This window comes from Polaromonas sp., assembly GCF_041689105.1.
Lineage (GTDB): Bacteria > Pseudomonadota > Gammaproteobacteria > Burkholderiales > Burkholderiaceae_C > Polaromonas.
The window spans coordinates 1-22,306 of the sequence record NZ_JBDNGU010000079.1; the positions used below are offsets into that span (position 1 = coordinate 1).

Genomic DNA, 22,306 nt, shown 5'->3' on the forward strand with positions numbered 1-22,306 from the left:
CTAGGTGGTGGCCAGCACCGGCAGTTCCACCACAAAAGAAGCCCCGCCCCCCGGCCTGTCTTCGCAGCGCACCGTGCCGCCGTGGCGCTCGGTGATGGATTTGACCAGTGCCAGGCCCAGACCGACGCCGCCTTCGCGTTCGCTGGCGCCCGGCAGGCGGTAAAAGGGCTCGAAAATGCGTTCACGCTGGTCTGGCGGCACGCCTGGCCCACGGTCGTTGACGCGGATCACCGCGTGTTCCCTGGTGCCCATGCCCGACTGGGACAGCTCCAGGCTGATCTCGCCGGTGCCGTAACGTCTGGCGTTTTCCAGCAGGTTGCGAATCAGCCGCCGCAATAGCCGCGCCGAACCCTGCACCGTGAGGCTGTGGGTCTGGCCGGCAGTACCCAGCTCGGCCTGCACGCGCGCGCATTCCTCCGCGGCCAGGCCGGTCAGGTCCAGGGTTTCAAACGGCTCGACGTCCGCCTGGCGCGCGTCCAGCCGGCTGGCCAGCAGGATCTCGTCGATCAGTTGGTCGAGCTCGTTGATGCTGCGAAACAGTTCATTCCTGATCTCAGACGAAGGTTCCGGCGGCGGCGAATGCAGCGAAGGGCCGCCCCGAGAAAGATCAGCCCTTTCTCCAGGTGCAAGGGGCAGCGCAACGCCGGAGGTACGCGCAGCGACAAGCGTGGGGGCTTGGTGAGCCATGAGTTCCAGGCCCATGCGTATGCGCGTCAGCGGCGAGCGCAACTCGTGCGAGGCGTTGGCCAGCAGCGACTTGTGCGACACCAGCAGGGACTTTTGAGTTTCCATCAACGTTTCAATCCGCTCGGCGGCATGGTTGAAGCGTTCCGCCAGGAAGGCGACCTCGTCGCTGCCCTGAACCGCGACGCGGGCCGACAGGTCGCCGCTGCCCCATCGCTCGACACCGCGCTGCAGGCTTTCGAGCCGCTGCGTCAACCGGCGGATGATCGGGTACGCGCCCAGGGCAACGGCCAGCGCCACCACACCAAGCATCCAGCCAAAACCAAACGGCGGTCGGCTCCACACGCTGCCGGGGGGGCGTTGGGGTCGGGGCAGGAACAAACTCAGGGCTTGGCCGTCCTTGGTGACAAGGTCAAACTCCATGTCGTCGCCACGCTTGCGGTCCGGCTTGGTTTGCGCAGTCCCGATGACCTCGCCCGCGCTGTTATGCACCAGCACTTCCCGTATGGGCAGTTGCGGTAGATCCGCGCTCAGCCGCCAGGCCGCGCCCACCAGAAAGGCCAGCATCACCACAGACGCCACTACGGCGAGCCAGATGCGCACATACAAGTGCGAGGTAAATCGTCTCCACATAAACAGCTGCGCTCAATCCTGCTGCTTGGCAAAAACATAACCCACGCCGCGCACCGTCAGGATGCGCTTGGGATCCTTGGCGTCGACTTCGATGGCGCCGCGGATGCGGCCCATATGCACGTCGATGGAGCGGTCAAAGGCTTCGAGTTCGCGGCCGCGCACGGCCTCCATGATCTGGTCGCGGCTGAGCACGCGGCCGGCACGTTCAGCCAGGGCGACCATAAGGTCGAACTGGTAAGAGGTCAGGTCGCAGGTCTTGCCGCTGACCTGCACGGTGCGGGCGTCCCGGTCAATCTCGAGTGAGCCGAAGCGCATGGTCTTCTGCGTCCCGGCGCCCGCGCTCGCGTCAGTTCCGCGGCGCAGGACAGCGCGGATACGCGCCAGCAGCTCACGCGGCTCGAAAGGTTTGGGCAGGTAGTCGTCGGCACCGACTTCGAGGCCGACGATGCGGTCCATCGGGTCGCCCTTGGCGGTCAACATCAGCACTGCGGTGCGGGCGGTGTCGCCACCGGTGTTCTTGATGCGCCGGCACACTTCCAGACCGTCCATGTCGGGCAGCATCAAATCGAGAATCACCAGGTCAGGCTTGCAGGCCTCCAGCGCCTCCAACCCCCGGGCGCCGTCGACGGCATGGGTGAAGCCATACCCCGACTGGCGCAGGTATTCGCCCACCATGGTCGCCAGGCGGGTGTCGTCCTCAATCATCAAGAGTTGCTGCGTCATGGTCTGGCTCGCTGGACGTGGGGAGGGATCAGGGCCAGTGTAGCCATTGGCTGCGGCGCTGTCAGGCGCCAGCACGTCGGCGCCGGTGAAGGGGCTGGGGGCATCGGCGGATGGGGGGGTGCTGCTGCGGTGATCGCTCATGGGGTTCTCGGTCAATGACAGACGATTCATGCTGCGCCCGCCGCAACAAGTCGCGTTGAAGCGGCTGTAAAGTTAGGTAAACCGCAGTTGCGACCGGGTTGATGTCTGTGGTTTGCTATCGTTACGATAGCTGATAGCGCCCGTAAATCAGGGGCTGGAGGGCGATTTCATGCGTGAAGCCAGCCAGACCAGCAACAGCACCGGCAGGCCCAGCAATGCGGTCGCCGTGAAGAAGTGGGTGTAGCCAAAACTGTCCACATAACTGCCGGAATAACCGGCCAGGAACTTCGGCAGCAGCAGCATCATGGAGCTGAACAGCGCGTACTGCGTGGCCGAATAATTGATGTTGGTCAGGCTGGAGAGGTAGGCGATGAAGGCAGCCGAGGCGATGCCGCTGGACAGGTTGTCGGCCGAGATCACGAAGATCAGCGCTGTCACATCGTGCCCGCGCGAGCCCAGCCAGGCAAACAGCAAATTGGTGGCGGCACTCAGCACGGCGCCCAGCATCAGCACCTTCATCACGCCAAAACGCATGGCCAGCGCGCCGCCCACAAAGGCGCCGACCAGCGTCATGACCACGCCGTAGATCTTGGTGACGGTGGCCACCTCGTCCTTGGTGTAACCCATGTCTACATAAAACGGGTTGGCCATGATGCCCATCACCACATCGCTGATGCGGTACACCGCGATCAGCGCCAGGATCAGCAGCGCGTGTTTGCCGTAGCGGCGCAGGAAGTCGGCAAACGGATCGACCAGCGCGCTTTTGAGCCATTCGGCGGCGTTGCGTGCCGGCGGTATCTCGCGCGGAGCCGGTTCGGGTGAACACAGCACCGTGACCATGCCCAGCAGCATGGACGCGGCCATCACGAGGTAAGCGGTTTGCCAGGCGCCATGCTGGTAGGCGCCGCCGCCTGCCACCTCGGCGCGCGCTGCAATCCAGAGCACGCCAGCGCCGGCCCAGATCATTGCGATGCGGTAGCCGGTCTGGTAGGACGCGGCCAGCGCCGCCTGGCGCTGCGCATCGGCCGACTCGATGCGAAAGGCGTCCAGCGCGATGTCCTGCGTGGCTGACGCAAACGCCACCGCCAGCGCGCACCAGACCACGGGCAGCAAGGCGGCACGCGGATCGGTCAGGGCCATGCTGACCAGCGAGGCCATGATGACGACCTGCGACAGCAGCAGCCAGCTCCGTCGCCGCCCAAGCAGCCGTGTCAGCACCGGAATCGGCAGGCGATCCACCAGCGGCGCCCAGACCCATTTGAAACCGTAGGCCAGCCCGACCCAGCTCAGATAGCCGATGGTGGTGCGGTCAATGCCTGCCTCGCGCAGCCAGAAACTCAACGTGCCGAAGACCAGCAGCAAGGGCAGGCCAGCGGAAAAGCCCAGCAGCAGCATGCGCAGCGAGGGCGCCTCGAGGTAAACACGCAGCGTCTCGCCCCAACCAGGCTTGGGCGCAGCGGCCTCGGGCACAAGAGCGACGGACAAAAGCGGCGATGGCTGACGCGCGGCCTGCAGGTTCTCGGATACGGTGTCGCTCATGCGGGAATAATACGCTGTGACCTAATCTGGAGATGCCATGAGACTTGCTTCCACGCTGAACCTTGCCGCCCTGTCGGCGGCCCTGTTGCTGGGCAGCAGCCCGTCGTGGGCCCAGAACGAGGGGGTGCAGGTGGGCCGTAATTCCGGCTTCACCCAGTTGGTCCCGGCCGAGGAGATCGAACAGGCCTCGAGGCAGCAGTACGCCAAGATGATTCAGGAGGCGGCGGCGCAGAATGCGTTGGCGCCGCCGGGCAATGCCCAATTGCAGCGTCTGCGCCGCATTGCCCAGCGCATCATTCCGCATGCGGAAGCCTGGAACCCGAGGGCCAAGGCTTGGCAGTGGGAGGTCAACCTGATCGGCAGCAGGCAGATCAATGCGTTTTGCATGCCCGGCGGAAAAATTGCTTTTTATACCGGCATTCTTGAGCAGTTGCAGCTGACCGACGACGAGGTGGCGATGATCATGGGCCACGAAATGGCCCATGCCTTGCGTGAACACGCGCGTGAGCGCATGGGCAAATCGGCCGCCACCAACATCGGTGCCAGTCTGTTGTCGCAGCTGTTTGGGCTGGGCGATCTGGGCCAGACCGTAGCCGGGTATGGCGTGCAATTGCTGAATTTGCGTTTCGGTCGTGAAGACGAGTCCGAGGCTGATCTTGTGGGCATGGAGCTGGGCGCACGCGCCGGTTTCGATCCACGCGCTGGCATCACGCTGTGGCAGAAAATGGCGGCGGCCAACAAGGGTGCGCCGCCGCAGTGGCTGAGCACCCATCCGGCCGGTGCCACCCGGATTGCCGATATGGAACGCAACCTGCCCCGGGTCATGCCGCTGTTCGAGCGGGCGCGCAAAGGCTGAAGTCCGGTTCAAGCACGCCTCCGGGTGTTTTGCCTGATCCGGGCTGCGGTAAGCTGTGCGATCCCCCATGAGCCCTCCTTCACCAAACGCCGGTCCCGGCCCGGGCGCCAAGCTGCTTCAAGCTGTCCTGTTATGGCTGCAGTCGCTTCGCCCCGCCCGCACCCGCATCAATGCCCGCGAGCGCTGGCGCATTGTGTCCGGCTCTTTTGTGGGCATTCTGCTGACGGGCGTGATCTGCCACCTGGCTGGCGGCGCGGCGATGGCCAGTTTGCCCTGGCTGGTGGCACCCATGGGGGCCAGCGCCGTGCTGGTGTTCGGCGTGCCTTCCAGTCCGCTGGCCCAGCCCTGGTCGGTGGTCGGTGGCAACACGTTGTCGGCGCTGGTCGGCATAGCCTGCGCGCGCTGGCTCGGGCCGCCCGAGCTTGCGGCCGCGGTGGCGGTGGGTGCGGCCATTGGCCTGATGCTTGCGCTGCGCTGCCTGCATCCGCCGGGTGGGGCGGCCGCGCTGATGATGGTGCTGGGCGGCATCACCGATCCTTGGTTTGCCGTATTTCCCGTGTTGCTCAACGCCGCACTGCTGGCCATGGCTGGCATCGCCTACAACAATGCCACGTATCGGCCCTATCCGCATGCGCAGCGGCCAGCCGATAAGGAAAAGCCACCCCAGGTACGCGACGCTGAAGCCGATCTGGATGCGGTACTGGCGCGTTATAACCAAGTGCTCGACGTCAGCCGTGACGATTTGCAGGCTCTGCTGGAACAGATGAAATGGCAGGCCTACCAACGCAAGCTGGCTGGCGTACGCTGCGCAGACATCATGTCGCGTGATCTGGTGACGGTGACCCACAGTACGCCGCTGGCTCAGGCCTGGACCTTGTTGCGGAAGCGCCGCATCAAGGCGCTGCCGGTGGTGGATGCCGGCTTTCGCGTTGTCGGCATCGTCACGCTGGCAGACTTCATGCGCGCGGCCGAGCTTGAGAGTTATGACGGCATGGATGCCAAGCTGCGCAAGTTGCTGGGTGCGATCGGCGCCTCCGGCGAGCCGGCGGTGGTCGGGCAGATCATGACGCGCCAAGTGCGGGTGGCCGGCATGCAGCGCTACCTGGTGGACCTGGTGCCGCTGTTTGGCGGAAAAGGCCATCACCATATTCCCATCATTGGCGACGACGGGCGACTGGTCGGCATCGTCACGCAGTCCGACATGGTGGCGGCCCTGTTTGAACCCCCAACGCCACCCAAGGAGCCCGAGCCGTGAGCACTCCGCAAGAGGAGTTCCAGAAATTTCTTGACCAGCAACGGGTCGATTACCGGCGAAGCCTGCCGGAAAAAGCCGCGCAAATTCAGGTGCTCTGGGCGGCGGCAGAAGCGGGCGGCGCCGGGGCACCGCCGCTGGCCGATCTGGAGCGCCTGGCGCACAGCCTGGCGGGTACGGCCGGCACCCTGGGTTTTCGCGAGCTTGGTCAGGCTGCCAAATTGCTGGAGATTGTGCTGGCCGGGGCGGCCGAAGCGAACGGGCCGGTTGCGTCGCTGACTCCGGCGCAGCGCCCGGATATCGCGCGGGCCGTCGCCGCGCTGCAGGCCAGCTTCCCGGTGGACTGATCAGGTTGCCGCTGCATCGTTTCAATTGCATACTTGCCCTATTCTTGGCGGCATGGCCCACCAAGAGACGTTACTGACAAGGAACACCTGAATGCCCAAACCACTTGCCCGCATCCTGTATGTGGAAGACGAACCCGATATCCGCATGGTCGCCCAAATGGCGCTGGAGGCCGTCGGCGGCTTCACGGTGACTGCCTGCGCTTCCGGCAGTGAGGCGCTCGCCGCCGCGCCAGGCGCAGCCGCAGATCTGCTGCTGCTTGATGTGATGATGCCCGGCATTGACGGGCCCAGCACGCTCAAGGCCTTGCGCGGGTTGCCGGCCACGGCGCAGACGCCGGTGATTTTCATGACGGCCAAAGTGCAAACCACGGAAATCGCGCAATACATGGCACTCGGCGCGATCGACGTGATCCACAAGCCGTTTGACCCGATGGAGCTGTCAGCGCAAATAGGCCGTATCTGGGCGCTCAAAGGCGGATGAGGGCCTGTTGCCGGCATGGGCGGCGGACTGGGACTTTGGGGACAATAGGCCATGCCTGAACCCGGTTCTGGCGGCGCCTCGCTTGCGCCCCCTCCAACAGAAACTGACCCCCAGTCAGCGTGGGCGCCTCTGAGTTCGCCGGTTTTCCGCATGCTCTGGGGCACCTGGCTGACCGCCAACATCTGCATGTGGATGAACGACGTCGCAGCGGCCTGGCTGATGACGTCGCTTACCACCTCGCCGATCTGGGTGGCCCTGGTCCAGTCTGCGTCCACCCTTCCGGTGTTTTTGCTCGGCCTGCCCAGCGGTGCGCTGGCCGACATCCTGGACCGCAGGCGTTACTTCATCATCACCCAATTCTGGGTCGCCGCGGTGGCGATGCTGCTGTGCGTGACGATTGTCTGGGGAACCATGACCGCGCCGCTGTTGCTGGCGCTGACCTTTGCCAACGGCGTGGGGCTGGCGATGCGCTGGCCGGTGTTTGCCGCCATCGTGCCGGAGCTGGTGCCCAGGCATCAATTGCCCGCTGCCCTCGCGCTCAACGGCGTCGCCATGAACGCCTCACGCATCATCGGCCCGCTGGTGGCTGGCGCGCTGATTGCCAGCGCCGGCACTGCGTATGTGTTTGTGCTGAACGCGGTGCTGTCGCTGATCTCGGGTTTTGTGATCATGCGCTGGCGCCGCGAACACGTGCCCAGCCCGCTGGGCCGCGAGCGCCTCGTCAGCGCCATGCGGGTGGGCGTGCAGTTTGTGCGGCAGTCGGCGCGCCTGCGCGCGGTGCTGCTGCGCGTGGCGCTGTTTTTCTTTCACTCCACCGCCTTGTTGGCCCTGCTGCCGCTGGTGGCACGCGGGTTGGGCGGCGGGGCTGGCACCTTCACGCTGCTGCTCGCGTCCATGGGGGTTGGCGCGATAGCGGTTGTGTTTGTGCTGCCACGGCTGCGCCAGCGCCTGTCGCGCGATGCACTGGTGCTGGGCGGCGTGCTGCTGCAGTCGGCCGCTACCGCCCTGGTGGCCGTGGCGCCCCATGTGTATGTCGCGGCACCCGCCATGGCGCTGGCTGGCGCGGCTTGGCTCACCACCGCCAACACCCTGAGCGTGTCCGCGCAGGTGGCACTGCCCGACTGGGTGCGGGCGCGGGGCATGTCGATGTTCCAGATGGCCATCATGGGCGCCAGCGCCGCCGGCGCGGCAGTCTGGGGCCAGGTGGCCACTGTGAGCAGCGTGCCGGCTGCCATGCTGGTGGCGGCTCTGACCGGCGCGCTGGCGAACTTCGCCACGCAGTGGTTCTTCAAGGACCGCAGCATCGAGGAAGACATGACCCCCTCGCGCGAGTTCAAGGTGCCCAGCGCCGCTGTACCGCCCCTGACAGGGCATGTACGTATCACCATCGAATACCAGATCGATCCGGCCAAGGCCCCGGAGTTTCGCGCTCTCATGCAGGAGAGCCGGCGCAGCCGACTGCGCCAGGGCGCGCTGGCCTGGGAGCTGCTGCGCGACATCTCCGACCCTGGCCGCTACATCGAGCAGATCACCGACGAGTCGTGGACCGAACACCTGCGCCGTTTTGACCGCGTGACTGCGGGTGATGTCGCACTGCGGGATCGCAAGCTGGCGTTTCATCTTCCTGAGACACCGCCGGTCGTTGCGCGGAGTGTGGTGGAGGGATAGGTTTTGTTTGTTGGCCTTGTTGTTGCGGCACGCTGCGCCTGCGGTCTGCATTAGACAGTGGGCGCAACTCCCCACTCCCAACCCCCCGGCCCCTCTGGGCGAGAGAAGGGAGCCTCATTTGGCCGCGTGTGCTGCCCTCGCGTGCAAACATGACGGTCGTGTCTTCACCGGTGTGTGCGCTTTGCGCACACACCTTCTGTCATTCTGGCGAAGGCCGGAATCCATCCCCGATCCCGGCTCTGATTCCGTTGCCCCACCCGTCGGACTGGGCCGAGGAGCGCAGCCGAAAGCGGATCAGGGCTCGCGATTGTCTGAGGCGAAGCCGAGTTCGCGCGAGACCCCGCTTTGGCGAGCACCGCAGGTTGCCCCGCTGTGCAGCGCAGGGGGACCCAGACCATCGGGTTGCCTTTTTCTTTGCTTACTTTCCTTTTGGCGACTCAAAAAGAAAGTGAGTTGCCGCCGGGCAACCCCCGGCCAGCCTCAACCTCTAATGAAGGAGCAGCCAGGAGAGCGAGCAGGCTGATTGGTGATCAAATCAGGCAGCAGCCCTTGTCCAGAAAGCTCCAATAGCTATTAATTTAGTAGCGAATGACGCATTCAAGCTAACGGCGAATTCACACGCTGCTCCGTCTCCGCCACCTGGCACGCACCTTGCAAATCATCTTGTACACAAGTATGGATGCTTTAAATTGGTTCAAGCTCAACTGACTCCCTATCCCGGTGCCCACGACGCTGCGCTTGCCAGCGCGGCCTGGATTCACCGGCCGGCCCAGCCGCTGCGGAACACTGCCGCCGCCGGGTCGTCGAGCGCGCTGGCGGGACTGGCTTTTGCCGTCAAGGACAATATTGACGTGGCTGGCTGGCCGACCACCGCTGCCTGCCCGGCTTTTGCCTACACGCCCACGGCTCACGCTGCCGTTGTGCAAAAACTGCTCGATGCTGGTGCGCAGCTGCTTGGCAAAACCAACCTCGACCAGTTTGCCTGCGGCCTGAACGGCACGCGTTCGCCCTTCGGCCCGGTGCCCAACGCGATCAATCCCCTGTATGTCTCGGGTGGCTCCAGTTCCGGCTCAGCCTACGTGGTGGCCACTGGCCAGGTGGACTTTGCGCTGGGTACTGACACCGCCGGCTCCGGTCGTGTGCCGGCCGGCCTGAACAACATCGTCGGCCTCAAACCTTCGCGCGGGCTGATCAGCGCACGCGGCGTGGTGCCGGCGGCCCAGAGTGTGGATTGCGTGTCCATCTTTGCGCGCACGGTGGCCACGGCGGTGCAGGTGCTGGAGGCGGCCATGGGCCATGACCCGCTGGATGCCTGGTCGCGCAAGCCGGTGATGGCCAGCCAGCCCTATCCCGCCAGCTTCCGTTTTGGCGTGCCGTCGGCGCTGCTGTTTCATGGCGATGCAGCCGCCGAACTGGCCTTCAAGGAGGCGATCACCCGCGTGCAGGCCATGGGTGGTACCGCCGTGCCGATTGATTTCAGTCCGCTGGCCGATGTGGCGGCGCTGCTGTATGAAAGTGCCCTGGTGGCCGAGCGTTACACCGCCATTCGAGGCTTTTTTGATGCGCATGAAGCGCAGGTGGTTGAACCCGTGCGCAGCATCATTGCCGCCGGCCGCAACTACAGCGCAGCTGATCTTTACGAGGTGCAGACCCGCATCAAACTGCTGGGCCAGCAGGCCGATGCCATGTGGGCGCAGATTGATTGTCTGCTGGTGCCAACCGCGCCCACGCACTACACGATCGCACAGATGCAGCAGGACCCGGTGGCCCTGAATCGCAACCTCGGCGCGTATACCAACTTCGTGAATCTGCTCGACTACGCGGCGCTTTCGGTGCCGAGTTCGATCCGGCCCGACGGCCTGCCTTTTGGCATCACCCTGATCGGGCCCGCAGGCAGCGACTGGCAGCTGGCCGAACTGGGCCAGCGTTACCACCACCTCAGTGGGCTCACGCAGGGTGCAACCGGCGCGCCGCTGCCTGAGATGCATCCGGTGGCCGGCCTGCGACGCCCGGCGATGGTGCGCGTGGCCGTGGTTGGTGCCCACCTGTCGGGCATGCCGCTCAATAGTCAATTGACCGAGCGTGGTGCCACGCTGGCTGGCAGCGCCGCCACCGCGCCGCATTACCGGCTGTATGCGCTGCCTGGCACCACCCCACCCAAACCTGGCTTGCTGCGCGTGGCAGACAACCAGGGCGAGCGCATTGCGCTGGAAGTCTGGAACATGCCGCTGGCCGACTACGGCTCCTTTGTGGCGATGATTCCAGCGCCGCTGGGCATAGGCACGCTGCAGCTCGACGACGGCAGCAACGTGCAGGGTTTTGTCTGTGAGGCCCAGGCCCTGCAGAACGGTGCCCTGGATATTTCGCATCTTGGCGGCTGGCGTGCCTACACCCAGTCGCTCAAGCCCCTGGCGGCCTGACGCCTTCACTCAACTGTTTACCCAACCACTTTCATCCAAGGAGCTTTCATGAAGAACCTCAGCACCCACCTTCCCGCCACCGCAACCCGCAGGAAAGTCCTGGTCACCAGCGCAGCGATGCTTGGCGTGATGGGCATGCCCGCCATCGTTCGCGCGCAATCGGGACCGAAGATCCGCGTCGGCTACTGGCCCATCGCGGCCGGCCTGCCTTTTTATGCAGCGGTTGAGCTCGGCTACTTCAAGGAGGCTGGCCTGGATGTGGAGGTGCTCAAGTTCGCAGGTGCCCAGCAGATCATGGAGGCCATGCTGGCTGACCGCTGCGACGGCAGCGCCAATGGCACGGGGTCGGCCAACATTGCCATCGGCGAACTCGCGCAGCCAGGCACTTTCAAGATTTTCTGCGCCAACCCGAGCAATGTGGACAACGTGCTCGACGAAGTGATCGTGCCGATCGCCAGCCCGGCCAAGACCATTGCCGACCTCAAGGGCAAACGTATCGCCTCCGGCCCCGGCATTCAAAACGTCACCCTCGCCAAGACCGTGCTGGAGCGCGGAGGTGCCACAGGCGCTACCGTGGTCGAGCTGCCCATCGGGCAGCATGTGGCGGCGATCGCTGGCGGACAAATTGATGGCGCTTACACGCTGGAGCCGACGGGAACAATTGGCCGTCTCAACGGCACCACCCGCACGCTTGAGGCCGGCGTGATCGCGCACTACATTTTGGGCAACCCCAAGGCGCCATGGTTCGGGGGCTCTGCATCGCTCACCAGCAGCTTCATCAAGAAGAACCCCGACGCGGCCAAGAAGTTCGTGGCTGCCTACGGCAAGGGCGTGGCCTACGTACGAAGCAAGTCGGCTGAGGCGCGCCAGTACCTGAAGGGATACACCCCCATCGAAGGCGCACTGACCAGCGAAGTGCCGTTGGCGGCTTACACCATGTACAACGAATTCAAGCCGGCGGACGTCGCGCATTTCCAGAAGTTCTTTGACTTGTTCCACGAAAAAGGCATCTTCAGCTCTCGCCTCATGGTGGACTCGATGCTCTACAAAGGTTGAACGTGATGGACGGCACCTCTTCCGTGACGGCGGCGCCGGTGGCGTCTGCAACGCCCTGGGCGCCGCCGGCCACCGCACCAGCGGCGGCGGTTGTGCAGCGCACGCCGGTGCTGGAGAGGGCCCTGCCCTTCATCGGCCCGGTGGTGCTGTTCATCGTCTGGGACCTGGTGGTGCGCCTGGGCTTCATCAAGGCCATCCTGCTGCCGCCACCGCTCGATGCGCTGGGCGCACTGGTTAACGGCCTGGCGGGTGGCCCGCTGCTCAAGGATTTTGCGGTCACCGTGTGGCGCACGGTTCAGGCCTTTTTGATCGCCGCAGCCGTCGGCATGCCGCTCGGTGTGCTGTTGGGAAGCTCCGAGAAGGCCTACCGCAGCGTGGAATTCCTCATCGACTTCTTCCGCTCCACACCCTCGTCGGCACTGATCCCGCTGTTCCTGATGATCTTCGGCGTGTCGGACATCAACAAGGTGGCGATTGCCGCTTTTGGGGCCTTGCTGATCGTGATCTTCAACAGTGCCTATGGCGTGATGAATGCACGCAAGCAACGCGTGATGGCCGCCAAAGTCATGGGCGCATCGCGCTGGCAGGTGTTCAAGGACGTGCTGATCTGGGAAAGCCTGCAGCCTAGTTTTGTCGGCCTGCGTTCAGCGGTGTCGATGGCGCTGGTGATCGTGATCGTTGCCGAGATGTTCATCGGCGCAGACACTGGCCTGGGCAACCGCATCATCAACTCCCAGCAGGTGATGAATGTGAAGGACATGTATGCGTCCATCCTCGCCGCCGGCGCATTGGGCTACGCGCTCAACATATTTTTCCTGGTGCTTGAGCGGCGGATTGTTCACTGGAGTGGCAGGTAGATGGCTCCCACGCTCGTCGCTTCGCGTGGCTTCCTGCACCTTGCAGGCCGCCGCTCGCCAGAGGCCCGGTACAGCCGGTCCCGCGGCCCCTGCTTGAAAAGAGAAGAGTCCTCAATGTTGCTTACTGCCTTATTGATCCATGGAACCCACTGGAGTTCGACATGTCCGCTGTAATCAACGCCCCGGTCTTCGTCGATGTGCCCGTGCGCGACTTCAAGCCCGGCCCGGCAGGTACCCATATCACCATACGCGGCCTGACCAAGTATTTCGCCGGTTGGCCGCTGTATGAGGACTTCAACCTTGACATACCCAAGCACAAAATTGTGTCGGTGTTTGGCCCCAATGGCTGTGGCAAGTCCACGCTGATCAACATGATCTCCGGACTGGTGCCTATCGACGCAGGCGAAATCCTGTTCGACGGCAAATCGCTGAAAGACACCAAGATCGGCTACGTCTTCCAGAACTACCGCGAAGCGATGTTTCCGTGGATGCGCACCATCGACAACATCGCCTACCCGCTCAAGCTCGAAGGCCGGTCCAAGGCCGAGGTGGACAGGCGCATGGCCGAGCTGGTTGCATCCTTCGATGTGAAGTTCGACCTCAAGCGTTACCCCTACGAACTCTCGGGCGGCCAGCAGCAGACCGCCTCCATCATGCGGGCGCTGGCGAACAACCCCGAGGTGCTGTTCCTCGACGAGCCTTTTTCAGCCCTCGATTTCGAGATGACGCTGTTCATCCGCGAAAAACTTCAGGAAGTGTTCATGCAGACCGGCACCACCATGCTGCTGGTCTCGCACGATCTGGAGGAGGCGGTGTACCTGGCCGACCAGGTGCTGCTGCTTACCAAGCGACCCACGCGAATCGCAGAAATCCTGGACTACAACGACGTTCGTCCACGTACCGTAGAGACGTTGTCCGAGGCCAGCTTCATCGCGACCAAAAAACGCAGCCTCGAAATCTTCCAGCGCGAAGTCAGGCGCTGAGGAGCACCCCGATGACCGATGAAGAAGTTCTCATGTACGTCAAAGCCTCGGCCGTAGCGCTCGGCCTGTCGCTGGACGAGGCCCAGCAGCAGCGCGTGGCAGTGCATCTGGCGCGTACCGCCGGGATGGCGGCGCAGCTTGCCGCTGTTCCGCTCACCGTGGCTGACGAGCCTGCCGAAATCTATTGCCCTCTACCCTTCCCGACCGCATCTTCCGTGCGAGAGCAGCTATGAAAACTGAAGCACTGAACGGTCTCGCCGCAGTCCGTGCCATCGCCATCGGCGAGATCAGCGCAGTAGAAGCCTTGCAGACGACCATCGACCACATCGAGGCGACCAATGCCCGGGTCAATGCATTCACTGGACGAAGTTTCTCTCGTGCACATGCCGAAGCCGCCGCAGTGGACGCAAAGCGCGCACGGGGAGAGGCCTTGGGACCGTTGGCCGGACTGCCCTATGCAGTAAAAAACCTGTTCGACATTGCCGGTGAAGTAACGCTGGCGGGCTCCACCATCAACCGCAGCAACGCGCCAGCCAGCGAGGATGCCTTTCTGGTCCAGCGCCTTCAGGCCGCCGGCGCCGTGCTGGTGGGTTCGCTCAACATGGACGAGTACGCCTACGGCTTCACCACCGAAAACACGCATTACGGCCCCTGCCGCAACCCGCACGACCTCACGCGGATTGCCGGCGGTTCGTCGGGCGGATCGGGCACAGCGGTAGCTGCGGGGCAGGTCCCGTTGGCACTCGGCTCCGACACCAACGGGTCCATCCGCGTGCCCGCATCGCTGTGCGGTGTATGGGGCCTCAAGCCCACCTTTGGTCGCCTGTCGCGCCGTGGCACCTACCCATTTGTTCACAGCCTGGACCACCTTGGTCCGCTCGCAGACAGCGTCGAGACGCTGGCGCTGGCCTACGACGCCATGCAGGGCCCCGACGCGCTGGACCCGGGCTGCCACGCGTTGCAAATACAAGCAGTGAGCCCGGGCCTCGGTGCGGGCATGCTCGGTCTGCGTATCGGCGTGCTGGGGGGCTATTTCAGCGATCATGCGACGCCCGCAGCGCGCGCCGCAGTCGCCAGTGCGGCGGCCGCACTCGGTGCGAGTGATACGGTCGAGTGGCCTGACGCGGCGCTAGCGCGTGCCGCAGCGTTCATTGTCGGCGCCAGTGAAGGTGGCACCCTGCATCTCAATGACCTGCGTACCCGCGTGGCCGAGTTCGAACCGCTGTCGGTGGACCGCTTTATTGCCGGTGCCCTGCAGCCCGGCGCCTGGTATGTACAGGCACAGCGCTTTCGCCGCATTTACAGGGATAAGGTCAATGCCCTGTTCAAGGATTGGGATTTGCTGCTGGCGCCAGCCACGCCGGTCAGTGCGCCGGAGATCGGCACCGAGTGGCTGGACATCAACGGCACCCAAATGCCCTGCCGGCCCACAGTGGGTCTGCTGACACAACCGATCTCCTTTGCCGGCTGCCCGGTGGCTGTGGCGCCGATATGGCCCGAGGGCACAGGAGGCATGCCGATCGGTGTACAGCTGATCGCGCCGCCCTGGCGCGAAGACCTCTGCCTGCGTGCAGCCGGGGTCCTGCAAATGGCCGGTGTGGCCCACCTGAGAAAGACGCCCTTGTAATGGACATCAATCTGCCCGATGTGCTGGCCGAAGTCACTGCGGTTTTCGACCGTTATGAACAGGCACTGATCACCAACGACGTCCCTGTGCTTGACGAGTTGTTCTGGAAAAGTCCTCACACACGCCGCTACGGCGTCGGCGAAAACCTGTATGGCTTCGATGCGATACAGGCGTTTCGCGCGTCCCGGCCTGCACAAGGGCTGGCGCGCACCCTGCTGAAGACCGCGATCACGACTTATGGCCATGACTCTGCCACGGCCGACTGCGAATTCCTGCGCGAAGGCAGCAGCACGACCGGCCGACAAAGCCAGACCTGGGTGCGCACGGCAGAAGGCTGGCGCGTGGTCGCTGCGCATGTCAGTCTGCTCGCATGAATGACTTTGTTTTCAGTTTCCGTCAGCACTTCATCAACTTCACCTACGGAGAGACCCATGGTCACCCACAACGTCAACCGCCGCGATTCCATCAAGACCCTTGCCGCCCTCGGCGCTGTCGCCGCAAGCCCCTTCGCCTTTGCGCAAAAACCCATCACGGTCGGGGTGATCTATGTTGGCCCGCGTGACGACTACGGCTACAACCAGGCGCAGGCCGAAGCCGCCGCCATGCTCAAGAAAATGCCCGGTGTGAAAGTGGTGGAAGAAGAAAACGTCCCCGAAACTGCAGCGGTGCAGAAAAGCATGACCGGCATGGTGGCGCAGGACGGCGCGTCGCTGGTGTTTCCGACCTCGTTCGGCTATTTTGATCCGCACATGCTGGCTGTTGCCGCGAAGTTTCCGGAAGCCCGGTTTGCCCATTGCGGTGGCATGTGGACCGAGGGCAAACACCCGAAGAATACCGCCAGTTATTTTGGCTACATCGACGAATGCCAGTACCTCAACGGTGTGATCGCCGGTCATATGAGCAAAAGCGGCAAGATCGGCTTTGTTGCCGCCAAGCCGATTCCTCAGGTGCTGCGCAATATCAATGCCTTTACCCTGGGTGCGCGTTCGGTCAAACCCGGCATCACCACCAGCGTGATTTTCACCGGCGACTGGTCCATGCCCGTCAAGGAAGCCGAAGCCACCAACAGCCTGGCCGACCAGGGCGTGGATGTATTCACCATGCATGTGGACGGCCCCAAGGTGGTGGTCGAGACCGCGGCCAAACGCGGCAAGATGGTCTGCGGTTATCACGCCAGCCAGGCCAAGCTCGCGCCCAATGCCTACCTGACCGGGGCCGAGTGGAACTGGCTCACTGCCTACACCACGTTCCTTGAAGCGGCGCGCAGCGGCAAGCCGCACCCCAATTTCATCCGCGGCGGCTTGAAGGAGGGCTACGTCAAGATGTCTGCCTATGGCCCCATGGTCACCGACGCCGCAAAAAAGCAGGCAGACGGTGTCAAGGCACAAATGGTGGCCGGCAAGTTCGATATCTTCAAGGGCCCACTCAAGGACAACAAGGGCGGCGTGGTTGCAGCGGCAGGCAAGTCCTTCAAGCAGACCGATCTCGAGCTGGAAAAAATGAATTACCTGGTGGAAGGGGTGATGGGTTCCATCTGAAGTGGCTGTCATGGCGGGTCAAACCCGTTGTGACAGACAAGGCCAACCATGCGTAACAGTCTTTCCAGCATCCTCCTGCCCATAGGCGCCATCGCTGCCGCCCTGCTGCTGTTCGGCGTGTTTGTGTGGGTGGCCGGCGTGAACCCGGTGGAGGTCTGGCTGCTGCTGTTCAAGGGCGCTTTTGGCGACTGGTACTCGTGGCAGAACACACTGCAGCGCGCTGCGCCGCTGATGCTGACTGCCCTGTGTGTGGCCATTCCGGCGCGCGCCGGGCTGGTGGTCATCGGGGCCGAAGGTGCGCTGGTGCTGGGCGGTCTGGCTGCGGCAGCGCTGGCGCACGCCGTGCCCTTGCCCGCCAGCGTCGTCGGAACGCTGCTGGTCTGCCTGGCGGGTGCGCTCGCCGGGGCGGTGTGGATTGCACTGGCCGGCTGGCTGCGCCAGTACCGGGGTATCAACGAAACCATCAGCAGCCTGTTGCTGGCTTATGTGGCTATTGGCTTGTTCAAGCATCTGGTGGAAGGGCCGCTGCGCGACCCGGCCAGTTTGAACAAGCCCTCGACGTTTTCGCTGGCCGAGGGCCTGCGCATCGGCGGCATCGCGGGCTCCGATGTGCACTGGGGCCTGGTGCTGGGGGTGGTCGTTTGCCTGGTGGCAGGCCTGTGGCTGCGCATCACGCCGTCCGGCTTTGCGGTGCGGGTGGTTGGCGGCAACCCGCGTGCTGCCCAGCTGGTGGGGTTGCCCGCGTCACGCCTGATTGTGCTGGCCTGTGCGCTGGGTGGCGCCTGTGCCGGGCTGGCTGGTGCGGTTGAAGTGGCTGCCGTGCATTACAGCGCCAACGCATCGTTGATCGCAGGTTATGGCTACGCCGGTATTCTGGTTTCCTTTATTGCGCGGCACCAGCCGGTGGCCGTGATTCCAGTGGCCATCGTGTTCGGTGGGTTCGGTGCAGCAGGCAGCCTGTTGCAGCGCCGGCTTGGGCTACCCGACGCCTCGGTGCTGCTGCTGCAGGGTATTGCCTTTGTACTGATTCTGGCCAGTGAAGCGCTGCGCGACACCGACTGGAAAGCGCTGTGGGCACGGGTGCTGCGTTCTGCAGGGCCGCGCGTTGCCGTTGCCACACCCCCACGGTCACAGACCGAAGAGATCACCCAATGACAGCCGATCAAATGCTCATTTTTGTGGCTGGTATCGCGGGCGGTGCGCTGCGGGTGGGGGCGCCTTTTCTGTTTGTCAGTCTGGGCGAATGCCTGACTGAAAAGTCCGGGCGTGTGAATCTGGGTCTGGAAGGTGTGCTGGTGTTGTCGGCCATGGCTGCGTTTGGCGGGTCCTACCTCAGCGGCTCGCCGTGGATAGGCGTGCTGGCTGCAGCGGCCACGGGTGCGCTGCTGGCCACGTTGCACGGCGTGCTTTGCTCCCTGCCGCGAGTCAACGATGTCGCCACGGGTATCGCACTCATGCTGCTGGGCATGGGGCTGGCGTTTTATCTGGGCAAGCCGCTGATTCAGCCGCAGGCACCGCAGCTGCCATTTATTGCGTTGGGCAACTGGAGCGATTCGGCGGCGGTGCGTTCGGCCTTGCAGGTCAACGCCTTGCTGCCGATAGGTCTGGCGATTGCGCTGGCGTTGTGGTGGGCCTTTGCCAACACCCGCGCCGGCCTGTTGGTACGCATGGCGGGTGATTCGGCCAACGCCACGCGGGCGCTTGGCTATTCGGTGTCTGCCATCCGGATTGCCGCCACGGCCGGTGGCGGCATGATCGCCGGCCTGGGCGGCGCCTGTCTGACGCTGTTCTACCCCGGCAGCTGGAACGAGGGTATCTCCAGCGGGCAGGGGCTGATTGCGGTAGCGCTGGTCATCTTTGCGCGCTGGAGCCCCTTGCGCTGCATAGGCGCAGCGCTGCTGTTTGGTGGCGCCGGCGCGATTGGCCCGGCCCTGCAGTCCATCGGCCTCGGCTGGGGCTACCACCTGTTCAACATCGTTCCTTATGTGCTCACCTTGTTGATTCTTGTCATCACCTGCCGACCGGGCAGCGCCGTCAGCGGTAGCCCGGGTGAGCTTTCTTCCCGGCAATAAACTTCAGGAGCCAGACGTGACAGGATTAGGCGGACTCAACAAATCGGCACATGGCGTGGTCATGGGCCTGGTGCAACTGCAACTGCCGGTGGTGGAAACCCCCGCACAGCTGGCGGCACAAACGCAGCGCATCTGCGACATGGTGGGCAAGGCCAGGCGCAACCAGGCCAGCATGGACCTGGTGGTGTTTCCGGAGTATTCGCTGCATGGCCTGTCGATGGACATCAACCCGGCCATCATGTGTTCACTCGACGGACCTGAGGTCGCGGCCTTCAAGCAGGCGTGTGTGGCGCACAAAATCTGGGGCTGCTTCTCCATCATGGAGGCCAACCCAGGTGGCAACCCGTACAACAGCGGCCTGATCATTGACGACACCGGTGCCATCAAGCTGTACTACCGCAAGCTGCACCCGTGGGTGCCGGTCGAGCCCTGGGAGCCCGGCAATCTGGACATACCGGTGTGTGATGGCCCCAATGGCAGCCGAATTGCGCTCATCATCTGCCACGACGGCATGTTTCCCGAAATGGCGCGCGAGGCCGCCTACAAGGGTGCGGAGGTCATCATCCGCACTGCGGGTTACACCGCGCCGATTCGTCACAGCTGGAAGATCACCAACCAGGCCAACGCCTTCTGCAACCTGGCCGTGACGGCCAACGTGTGTATGTGTGGCAGCGACGGCAGCTTTGACTCCATGGGCGAGGGCATGTTCTGCAACTTCGATGGCACGGTGCTGGTTGAGGGCAGTGGGCGGCCCGACGAAATCATCACCTGCGAAGTGCGGCCCGACCTGGTGCGTGAAGCGCGTATCGGCTGGGGTGTGGAAAACAATATGTACCAGCTGTACCACCGGGGCTATGTAGCGGTGAAAGGCGGTGCCCAGGACTGCCCTTACACGTATATGCACGACATGGCGGCCGGCACCTACCGGCTGCCGTGGCAAGTGGCGGTCACCGATGGCAGCCCCTGCGGCTTTGAGGCACCGACACGCCATTACAAAGGGCCTGAAGCGCATCCGCTGGTGCCTGATTCGCTGCCCCCGCCCATGAAGAAGGCCGCCTGAAAGCGAACCACCATGCCGCGCTTCATTCAAGCCAACCCCTACGCCTGGCCCTACAACGGCGACCTGCGACCGGCCAATACCGCGCTGCTGGTGATCGACATGCAGACCGATTTTTGCGGCGTGGGCGGTTATGTGGACAAGATGGGTTACGACATCTCGCTGACGCGCGCACCGATAGCACCCCTGAAAAAACTGATGGCCGCGATGCGCCAGACCGGGTACGCCGTGATGCACACGCGGGAGGGCCACCAGCCGGATCTCAGTGACCTGCCGGCCAACAAGCGCTGGCGCTCGCAGCAGATCGGCAGCGGCGGCGTCGGCATTGGTGATGACGGCCCGTGTGGCCGCATTCTGGTGCGTGGCGAGCCGGGCTGGGAGATCATTCCCGAGCTGGCGCCGCTGCCCGGCGAGGTGGTGATCGACAAGCCCGGCAAAGGCTCGTTCTATGCCACCGATCTGGAGATGGTGCTGCGAACGCGCGGCATCAGCAACCTGATCCTCACCGGCATCACCACCGACGTGTGTGTACACACCACCATGCGCGACGCCAACGACCGGGGTTTCGAATGCCTGCTGCTGTCGGATTGCACCGCCGCCACAGACACCGGCAACCACGCCGCCGCATTGAAGATGATCACCATGCAGGGTGGGGTGTTCGGCGCGCATGCGACCTCACAGGCTGTGCTTGACGCACTGGCAACGCCATGAGCAGCACAACCGCAGCCATCGGCGGTCTGCCGCCGGTCACCGGCGCCCTGGCGCTGGACACCTACCGCATGAGCATGCGTTTTGGCAGCTTCACCGCGCTCGACAGCGTCAGCCTGAAGGTGGCACCCGGCACGGTGCACGCGCTGCTCGGAGAAAACGGCGCAGGCAAAAGCACGCTGGTCAAATGTGTGGCGGGCTTTCAACGGCCCTCGGAAGGCAGCATCCTGATCGACGGCCGTGAGCAGGCGATTGACAACCCCATGGTGGCGCGCTCTCTGGGCATCGGCATGGTCTACCAGCACTTCACGCTGGCACCGGGCATGACTGTGGCTGAAAACCTGCTGCTGGCCAGTGGGCAGATACCAGCGGTGATCGACTGGCGCGCCAAGCGCGCCGAACTCAAGGCCTTTCTCGCCCACACGCCGTTTAGCCTGGACCTGGACGCGCGACCTTCGGAGCTGGCGGCGGGCGAGAAGCAAAAGCTGGAGTTGCTCAAACAGCTCTACCTGCGGCCACGCCTGCTGATTCTGGATGAACCCACGTCGGTGCTGACCCCGCAAGAGGCCGACGAGGTGCTGGGCCATGTGCGCGAGTTCGCGCGCAGCGGCTTGTGCACCGTGCTCATCATCACGCACAAGTTCCGTGAAGTGATGGCCTATGCCGACGACGTGACTGTGTTGCGCCGTGGCAAGGCAGTGCATCGCACCGCTGTGGCGATCACCGGCCCCGCGCCCCTGGCCCGGGCCATGATGGGTGAAGCCGCAGTTGCGGCAGTCGGCAATGAGGCCGCAGATTCAGAGCAAAATACGGCCCCAGCCCTTTTTCTTCCTACACAATATGCTACTAAAAACATAGCATATGATGGTTTGAACCCGCCTTTGCAGGTGCAGCGGCTCTCGGTGATGGGCGACCGGGGCACGCTCGCGGTGCGTGAGCTGAGCCTGCAGGTCGCCAAGGGCGAGATCCTCGGCATCGCCGGTGTCTCTGGCAATGGTCAGCGCGAGCTGGTGGAGGCGCTGGTCGGTCAGCGCGAACGCGCAGCCGGTGCGGTCCTGGTGCAGGGCCAGCCCTATGCCGCCCGGCGCGAAGAAAATCATCGCCTGCAGGTGCGCAGCCTGCCCGAGGAGCCGCTGCGCAACGCCTGCGTAGGCGAGCTGTCTGTGGCCGAGAACATGGCCTTGCGCGACTTCGACCGACCGCCGCTGTGCCTGGGCGGACGGCTGCGTTTCGGTACCTGGCGCAGCCGCGCGCGCGAGTGGATTGCCAGCTACGGCATCAAGACGCAGGGCGAAAACGCGCCGATTCGCAGCCTGTCCGGCGGCAACGTGCAGCGCGCAGTGCTGGCGCGCGAGCTGGCTGGCGAGATCAAGGTCCTGATCGCCGCCAACCCGGTGTTCGGGCTGGATTTTGCGGCCGTCAAGGAAATTCACACCCGGCTGCGCGGCGTGCGCGATCAGGGCGCTGCCGTGCTGCTGATCAGCGAGGATCTGGATGAGTTGCTGGAGCTGGCCGATCGCATCGTGGTGATGAGCGAGGGCCGCATCGTCTTCGAGACCGCCGCCGGGGCTGAGCGGCAGGTGTTGGGGGCGCATATGGGGGGAGGGCACCACGCTCCCGTGCTGGAGAGTGTGCAGTGAAGTGCATTGAGCCTGTTGAAGCTG

General features: G+C 64.1%; 21 protein-coding genes. 18 read left to right on the forward strand and 3 right to left on the reverse strand.

The annotated features are described in order from the left end of the window. The 3 genes from ACESMT_RS07460 to ACESMT_RS07470 all read right to left on the reverse strand — a co-directional run bounded on the left by ACESMT_RS07460 (position 1) and on the right by ACESMT_RS07470 (position 3,720). A complete protein-coding gene (locus ACESMT_RS07460) occupies positions 1-1,317 on the reverse strand; it encodes an ATP-binding protein (protein ID WP_372825933.1) in 1,317 nt (438 codons plus the stop codon). Between the two features lie 12 nt (positions 1,318-1,329). After that, complete coding sequence (locus tag ACESMT_RS07465) at positions 1,330-2,040, reverse strand: response regulator (protein ID WP_372825978.1); 711 nt, start codon at positions 2,038-2,040, stop codon at positions 1,330-1,332. 288 nt (positions 2,041-2,328) lie between these two features. Next, complete coding sequence (locus ACESMT_RS07470) at positions 2,329-3,720, reverse strand: AmpG family muropeptide MFS transporter (protein ID WP_372825934.1); 1,392 nt, start codon at positions 3,718-3,720, stop codon at positions 2,329-2,331. Between the two features lie 37 nt (positions 3,721-3,757). Between ACESMT_RS07470 and ACESMT_RS07475 the strand changes: the two genes are divergently transcribed. The 18 genes from ACESMT_RS07475 to ACESMT_RS07560 all read left to right on the forward strand — a co-directional run bounded on the left by ACESMT_RS07475 (position 3,758) and on the right by ACESMT_RS07560 (position 22,282). Next, a complete protein-coding gene (locus ACESMT_RS07475) occupies positions 3,758-4,576 on the forward strand; it encodes a M48 family metallopeptidase (protein ID WP_372825935.1) in 819 nt (272 codons plus the stop codon). Between the two features lie 67 nt (positions 4,577-4,643). Continuing rightward, entirely contained in the window at positions 4,644-5,831 is a 1,188-nt protein-coding gene (locus ACESMT_RS07480; protein ID WP_372825936.1) for an HPP family protein, read from the forward strand. Beyond that, positions 5,828-6,175, forward strand: a complete 348-nt coding sequence (locus ACESMT_RS07485) for an Hpt domain-containing protein (protein ID WP_372825937.1) — start codon at positions 5,828-5,830, stop codon at positions 6,173-6,175. Before ACESMT_RS07480 ends, ACESMT_RS07485 begins: the two co-directional genes overlap by 4 nt. 91 nt (positions 6,176-6,266) lie before the next feature. Further along, the gene (locus ACESMT_RS07490) at positions 6,267-6,656 is read left to right on the forward strand and encodes a response regulator (RefSeq protein ID WP_372825938.1); all 390 of its coding nucleotides are present in this window, start codon (positions 6,267-6,269) and stop codon (positions 6,654-6,656) included. A gap of 51 nt (positions 6,657-6,707) precedes the next feature. Beyond that, positions 6,708-8,324 carry an MFS transporter gene (locus ACESMT_RS07495; RefSeq protein ID WP_372825939.1) on the forward strand — a complete coding sequence of 539 codons (1,617 nt, stop codon included), beginning with the start codon at positions 6,708-6,710 and terminating at the stop codon, positions 8,322-8,324. A gap of 689 nt (positions 8,325-9,013) precedes the next feature. After that, the gene (gene atzF, locus ACESMT_RS07500; RefSeq protein WP_372825940.1) at positions 9,014-10,744 is read left to right on the forward strand and encodes an allophanate hydrolase; all 1,731 of its coding nucleotides are present in this window, start codon (positions 9,014-9,016) and stop codon (positions 10,742-10,744) included. Positions 10,745-10,792: 48 nt separating this feature from the next. Continuing rightward, the gene (locus ACESMT_RS07505; RefSeq protein WP_372825941.1) at positions 10,793-11,800 is read left to right on the forward strand and encodes an ABC transporter substrate-binding protein; all 1,008 of its coding nucleotides are present in this window, start codon (positions 10,793-10,795) and stop codon (positions 11,798-11,800) included. A gap of 5 nt (positions 11,801-11,805) precedes the next feature. Then, complete coding sequence (locus tag ACESMT_RS07510) at positions 11,806-12,657, forward strand: ABC transporter permease (protein ID WP_372825942.1); 852 nt, start codon at positions 11,806-11,808, stop codon at positions 12,655-12,657. A 161-nt stretch (positions 12,658-12,818) separates the two neighbouring features. Then, on the forward strand, positions 12,819-13,640 hold the full coding sequence (locus tag ACESMT_RS07515; protein ID WP_372825943.1) for an ABC transporter ATP-binding protein: 822 nt from the start codon (positions 12,819-12,821) through the stop codon (positions 13,638-13,640). Between the two features lie 11 nt (positions 13,641-13,651). Further along, positions 13,652-13,873, forward strand: coding sequence for a DUF4089 domain-containing protein (locus tag ACESMT_RS07520; protein WP_372825944.1), 222 nt, complete (start codon positions 13,652-13,654; stop codon positions 13,871-13,873). After that, positions 13,870-15,267, forward strand: a complete 1,398-nt coding sequence (locus ACESMT_RS07525) for an AtzE family amidohydrolase (RefSeq protein WP_372825945.1) — start codon at positions 13,870-13,872, stop codon at positions 15,265-15,267. Before ACESMT_RS07520 ends, ACESMT_RS07525 begins: the two co-directional genes overlap by 4 nt. Next, a complete protein-coding gene (hpxZ, locus tag ACESMT_RS07530; RefSeq protein WP_372825946.1) occupies positions 15,267-15,641 on the forward strand; it encodes an oxalurate catabolism protein HpxZ in 375 nt (124 codons plus the stop codon). The genes ACESMT_RS07525 and hpxZ overlap by 1 nt, the downstream gene beginning before the upstream one ends. 57 nt (positions 15,642-15,698) lie before the next feature. Next, positions 15,699-16,805, forward strand: coding sequence for a BMP family ABC transporter substrate-binding protein (locus tag ACESMT_RS07535; protein WP_372825947.1), 1,107 nt, complete (start codon positions 15,699-15,701; stop codon positions 16,803-16,805). A 48-nt stretch (positions 16,806-16,853) separates the two neighbouring features. Continuing rightward, positions 16,854-17,960 (forward strand): ABC transporter permease, encoded by a 1,107-nt coding sequence (locus ACESMT_RS07540; RefSeq protein ID WP_372825948.1) that lies wholly within the window; start codon positions 16,854-16,856, stop codon positions 17,958-17,960. Beyond that, entirely contained in the window at positions 17,957-18,877 is a 921-nt protein-coding gene (locus ACESMT_RS07545) for an ABC transporter permease (RefSeq protein ID WP_372825949.1), read from the forward strand. The genes ACESMT_RS07540 and ACESMT_RS07545 overlap by 4 nt, the downstream gene beginning before the upstream one ends. Before the next feature lie 16 nt (positions 18,878-18,893). After that, complete coding sequence (locus ACESMT_RS07550) at positions 18,894-19,937, forward strand: formamidase (protein WP_372825950.1); 1,044 nt, start codon at positions 18,894-18,896, stop codon at positions 19,935-19,937. 12 nt (positions 19,938-19,949) lie between these two features. Continuing rightward, on the forward strand, positions 19,950-20,645 hold the full coding sequence (locus ACESMT_RS07555) for a cysteine hydrolase family protein (RefSeq protein WP_372825951.1): 696 nt from the start codon (positions 19,950-19,952) through the stop codon (positions 20,643-20,645). Further along, entirely contained in the window at positions 20,642-22,282 is a 1,641-nt protein-coding gene (locus ACESMT_RS07560) for an ABC transporter ATP-binding protein (protein ID WP_372825952.1), read from the forward strand. The genes ACESMT_RS07555 and ACESMT_RS07560 overlap by 4 nt, the downstream gene beginning before the upstream one ends. Positions 22,283-22,306: the final 24 nt, after the last annotated feature.

Bases quoted from the DNA above. Each gene is read 5' to 3' on its own strand.
- ACESMT_RS07460 (WP_372825933.1), bottom strand. From the start codon at position 1,317: ATGTGGAGACGATTTACCTCGCACTTGTATGTGCGCATCTGGCTCGCC.
- ACESMT_RS07465 (WP_372825978.1), bottom strand. From the start codon at position 2,040: ATGACGCAGCAACTCTTGATGATTGAGGACGACACCCGCCTGGCGACC.
- ACESMT_RS07470 (WP_372825934.1), bottom strand. From the start codon at position 3,720: ATGAGCGACACCGTATCCGAGAACCTGCAGGCCGCGCGTCAGCCATCG.
- ACESMT_RS07475 (WP_372825935.1), top strand. From the start codon at position 3,758: ATGAGACTTGCTTCCACGCTGAACCTTGCCGCCCTGTCGGCGGCCCTG.
- ACESMT_RS07480 (WP_372825936.1), top strand. From the start codon at position 4,644: ATGAGCCCTCCTTCACCAAACGCCGGTCCCGGCCCGGGCGCCAAGCTG.
- ACESMT_RS07490 (WP_372825938.1), top strand. From the start codon at position 6,267: ATGCCCAAACCACTTGCCCGCATCCTGTATGTGGAAGACGAACCCGAT.
- ACESMT_RS07495 (WP_372825939.1), top strand. From the start codon at position 6,708: ATGCCTGAACCCGGTTCTGGCGGCGCCTCGCTTGCGCCCCCTCCAACA.
- ACESMT_RS07505 (WP_372825941.1), top strand. From the start codon at position 10,793: ATGAAGAACCTCAGCACCCACCTTCCCGCCACCGCAACCCGCAGGAAA.
- ACESMT_RS07510 (WP_372825942.1), top strand. From the start codon at position 11,806: ATGGACGGCACCTCTTCCGTGACGGCGGCGCCGGTGGCGTCTGCAACG.
- ACESMT_RS07515 (WP_372825943.1), top strand. From the start codon at position 12,819: ATGTCCGCTGTAATCAACGCCCCGGTCTTCGTCGATGTGCCCGTGCGC.
- ACESMT_RS07520 (WP_372825944.1), top strand. From the start codon at position 13,652: ATGACCGATGAAGAAGTTCTCATGTACGTCAAAGCCTCGGCCGTAGCG.
- ACESMT_RS07525 (WP_372825945.1), top strand. From the start codon at position 13,870: ATGAAAACTGAAGCACTGAACGGTCTCGCCGCAGTCCGTGCCATCGCC.
- hpxZ (WP_372825946.1), top strand. From the start codon at position 15,267: ATGGACATCAATCTGCCCGATGTGCTGGCCGAAGTCACTGCGGTTTTC.
- ACESMT_RS07535 (WP_372825947.1), top strand. From the start codon at position 15,699: ATGGTCACCCACAACGTCAACCGCCGCGATTCCATCAAGACCCTTGCC.
- ACESMT_RS07540 (WP_372825948.1), top strand. From the start codon at position 16,854: ATGCGTAACAGTCTTTCCAGCATCCTCCTGCCCATAGGCGCCATCGCT.
- ACESMT_RS07545 (WP_372825949.1), top strand. From the start codon at position 17,957: ATGACAGCCGATCAAATGCTCATTTTTGTGGCTGGTATCGCGGGCGGT.
- ACESMT_RS07555 (WP_372825951.1), top strand. From the start codon at position 19,950: ATGCCGCGCTTCATTCAAGCCAACCCCTACGCCTGGCCCTACAACGGC.
- ACESMT_RS07560 (WP_372825952.1), top strand. From the start codon at position 20,642: ATGAGCAGCACAACCGCAGCCATCGGCGGTCTGCCGCCGGTCACCGGC.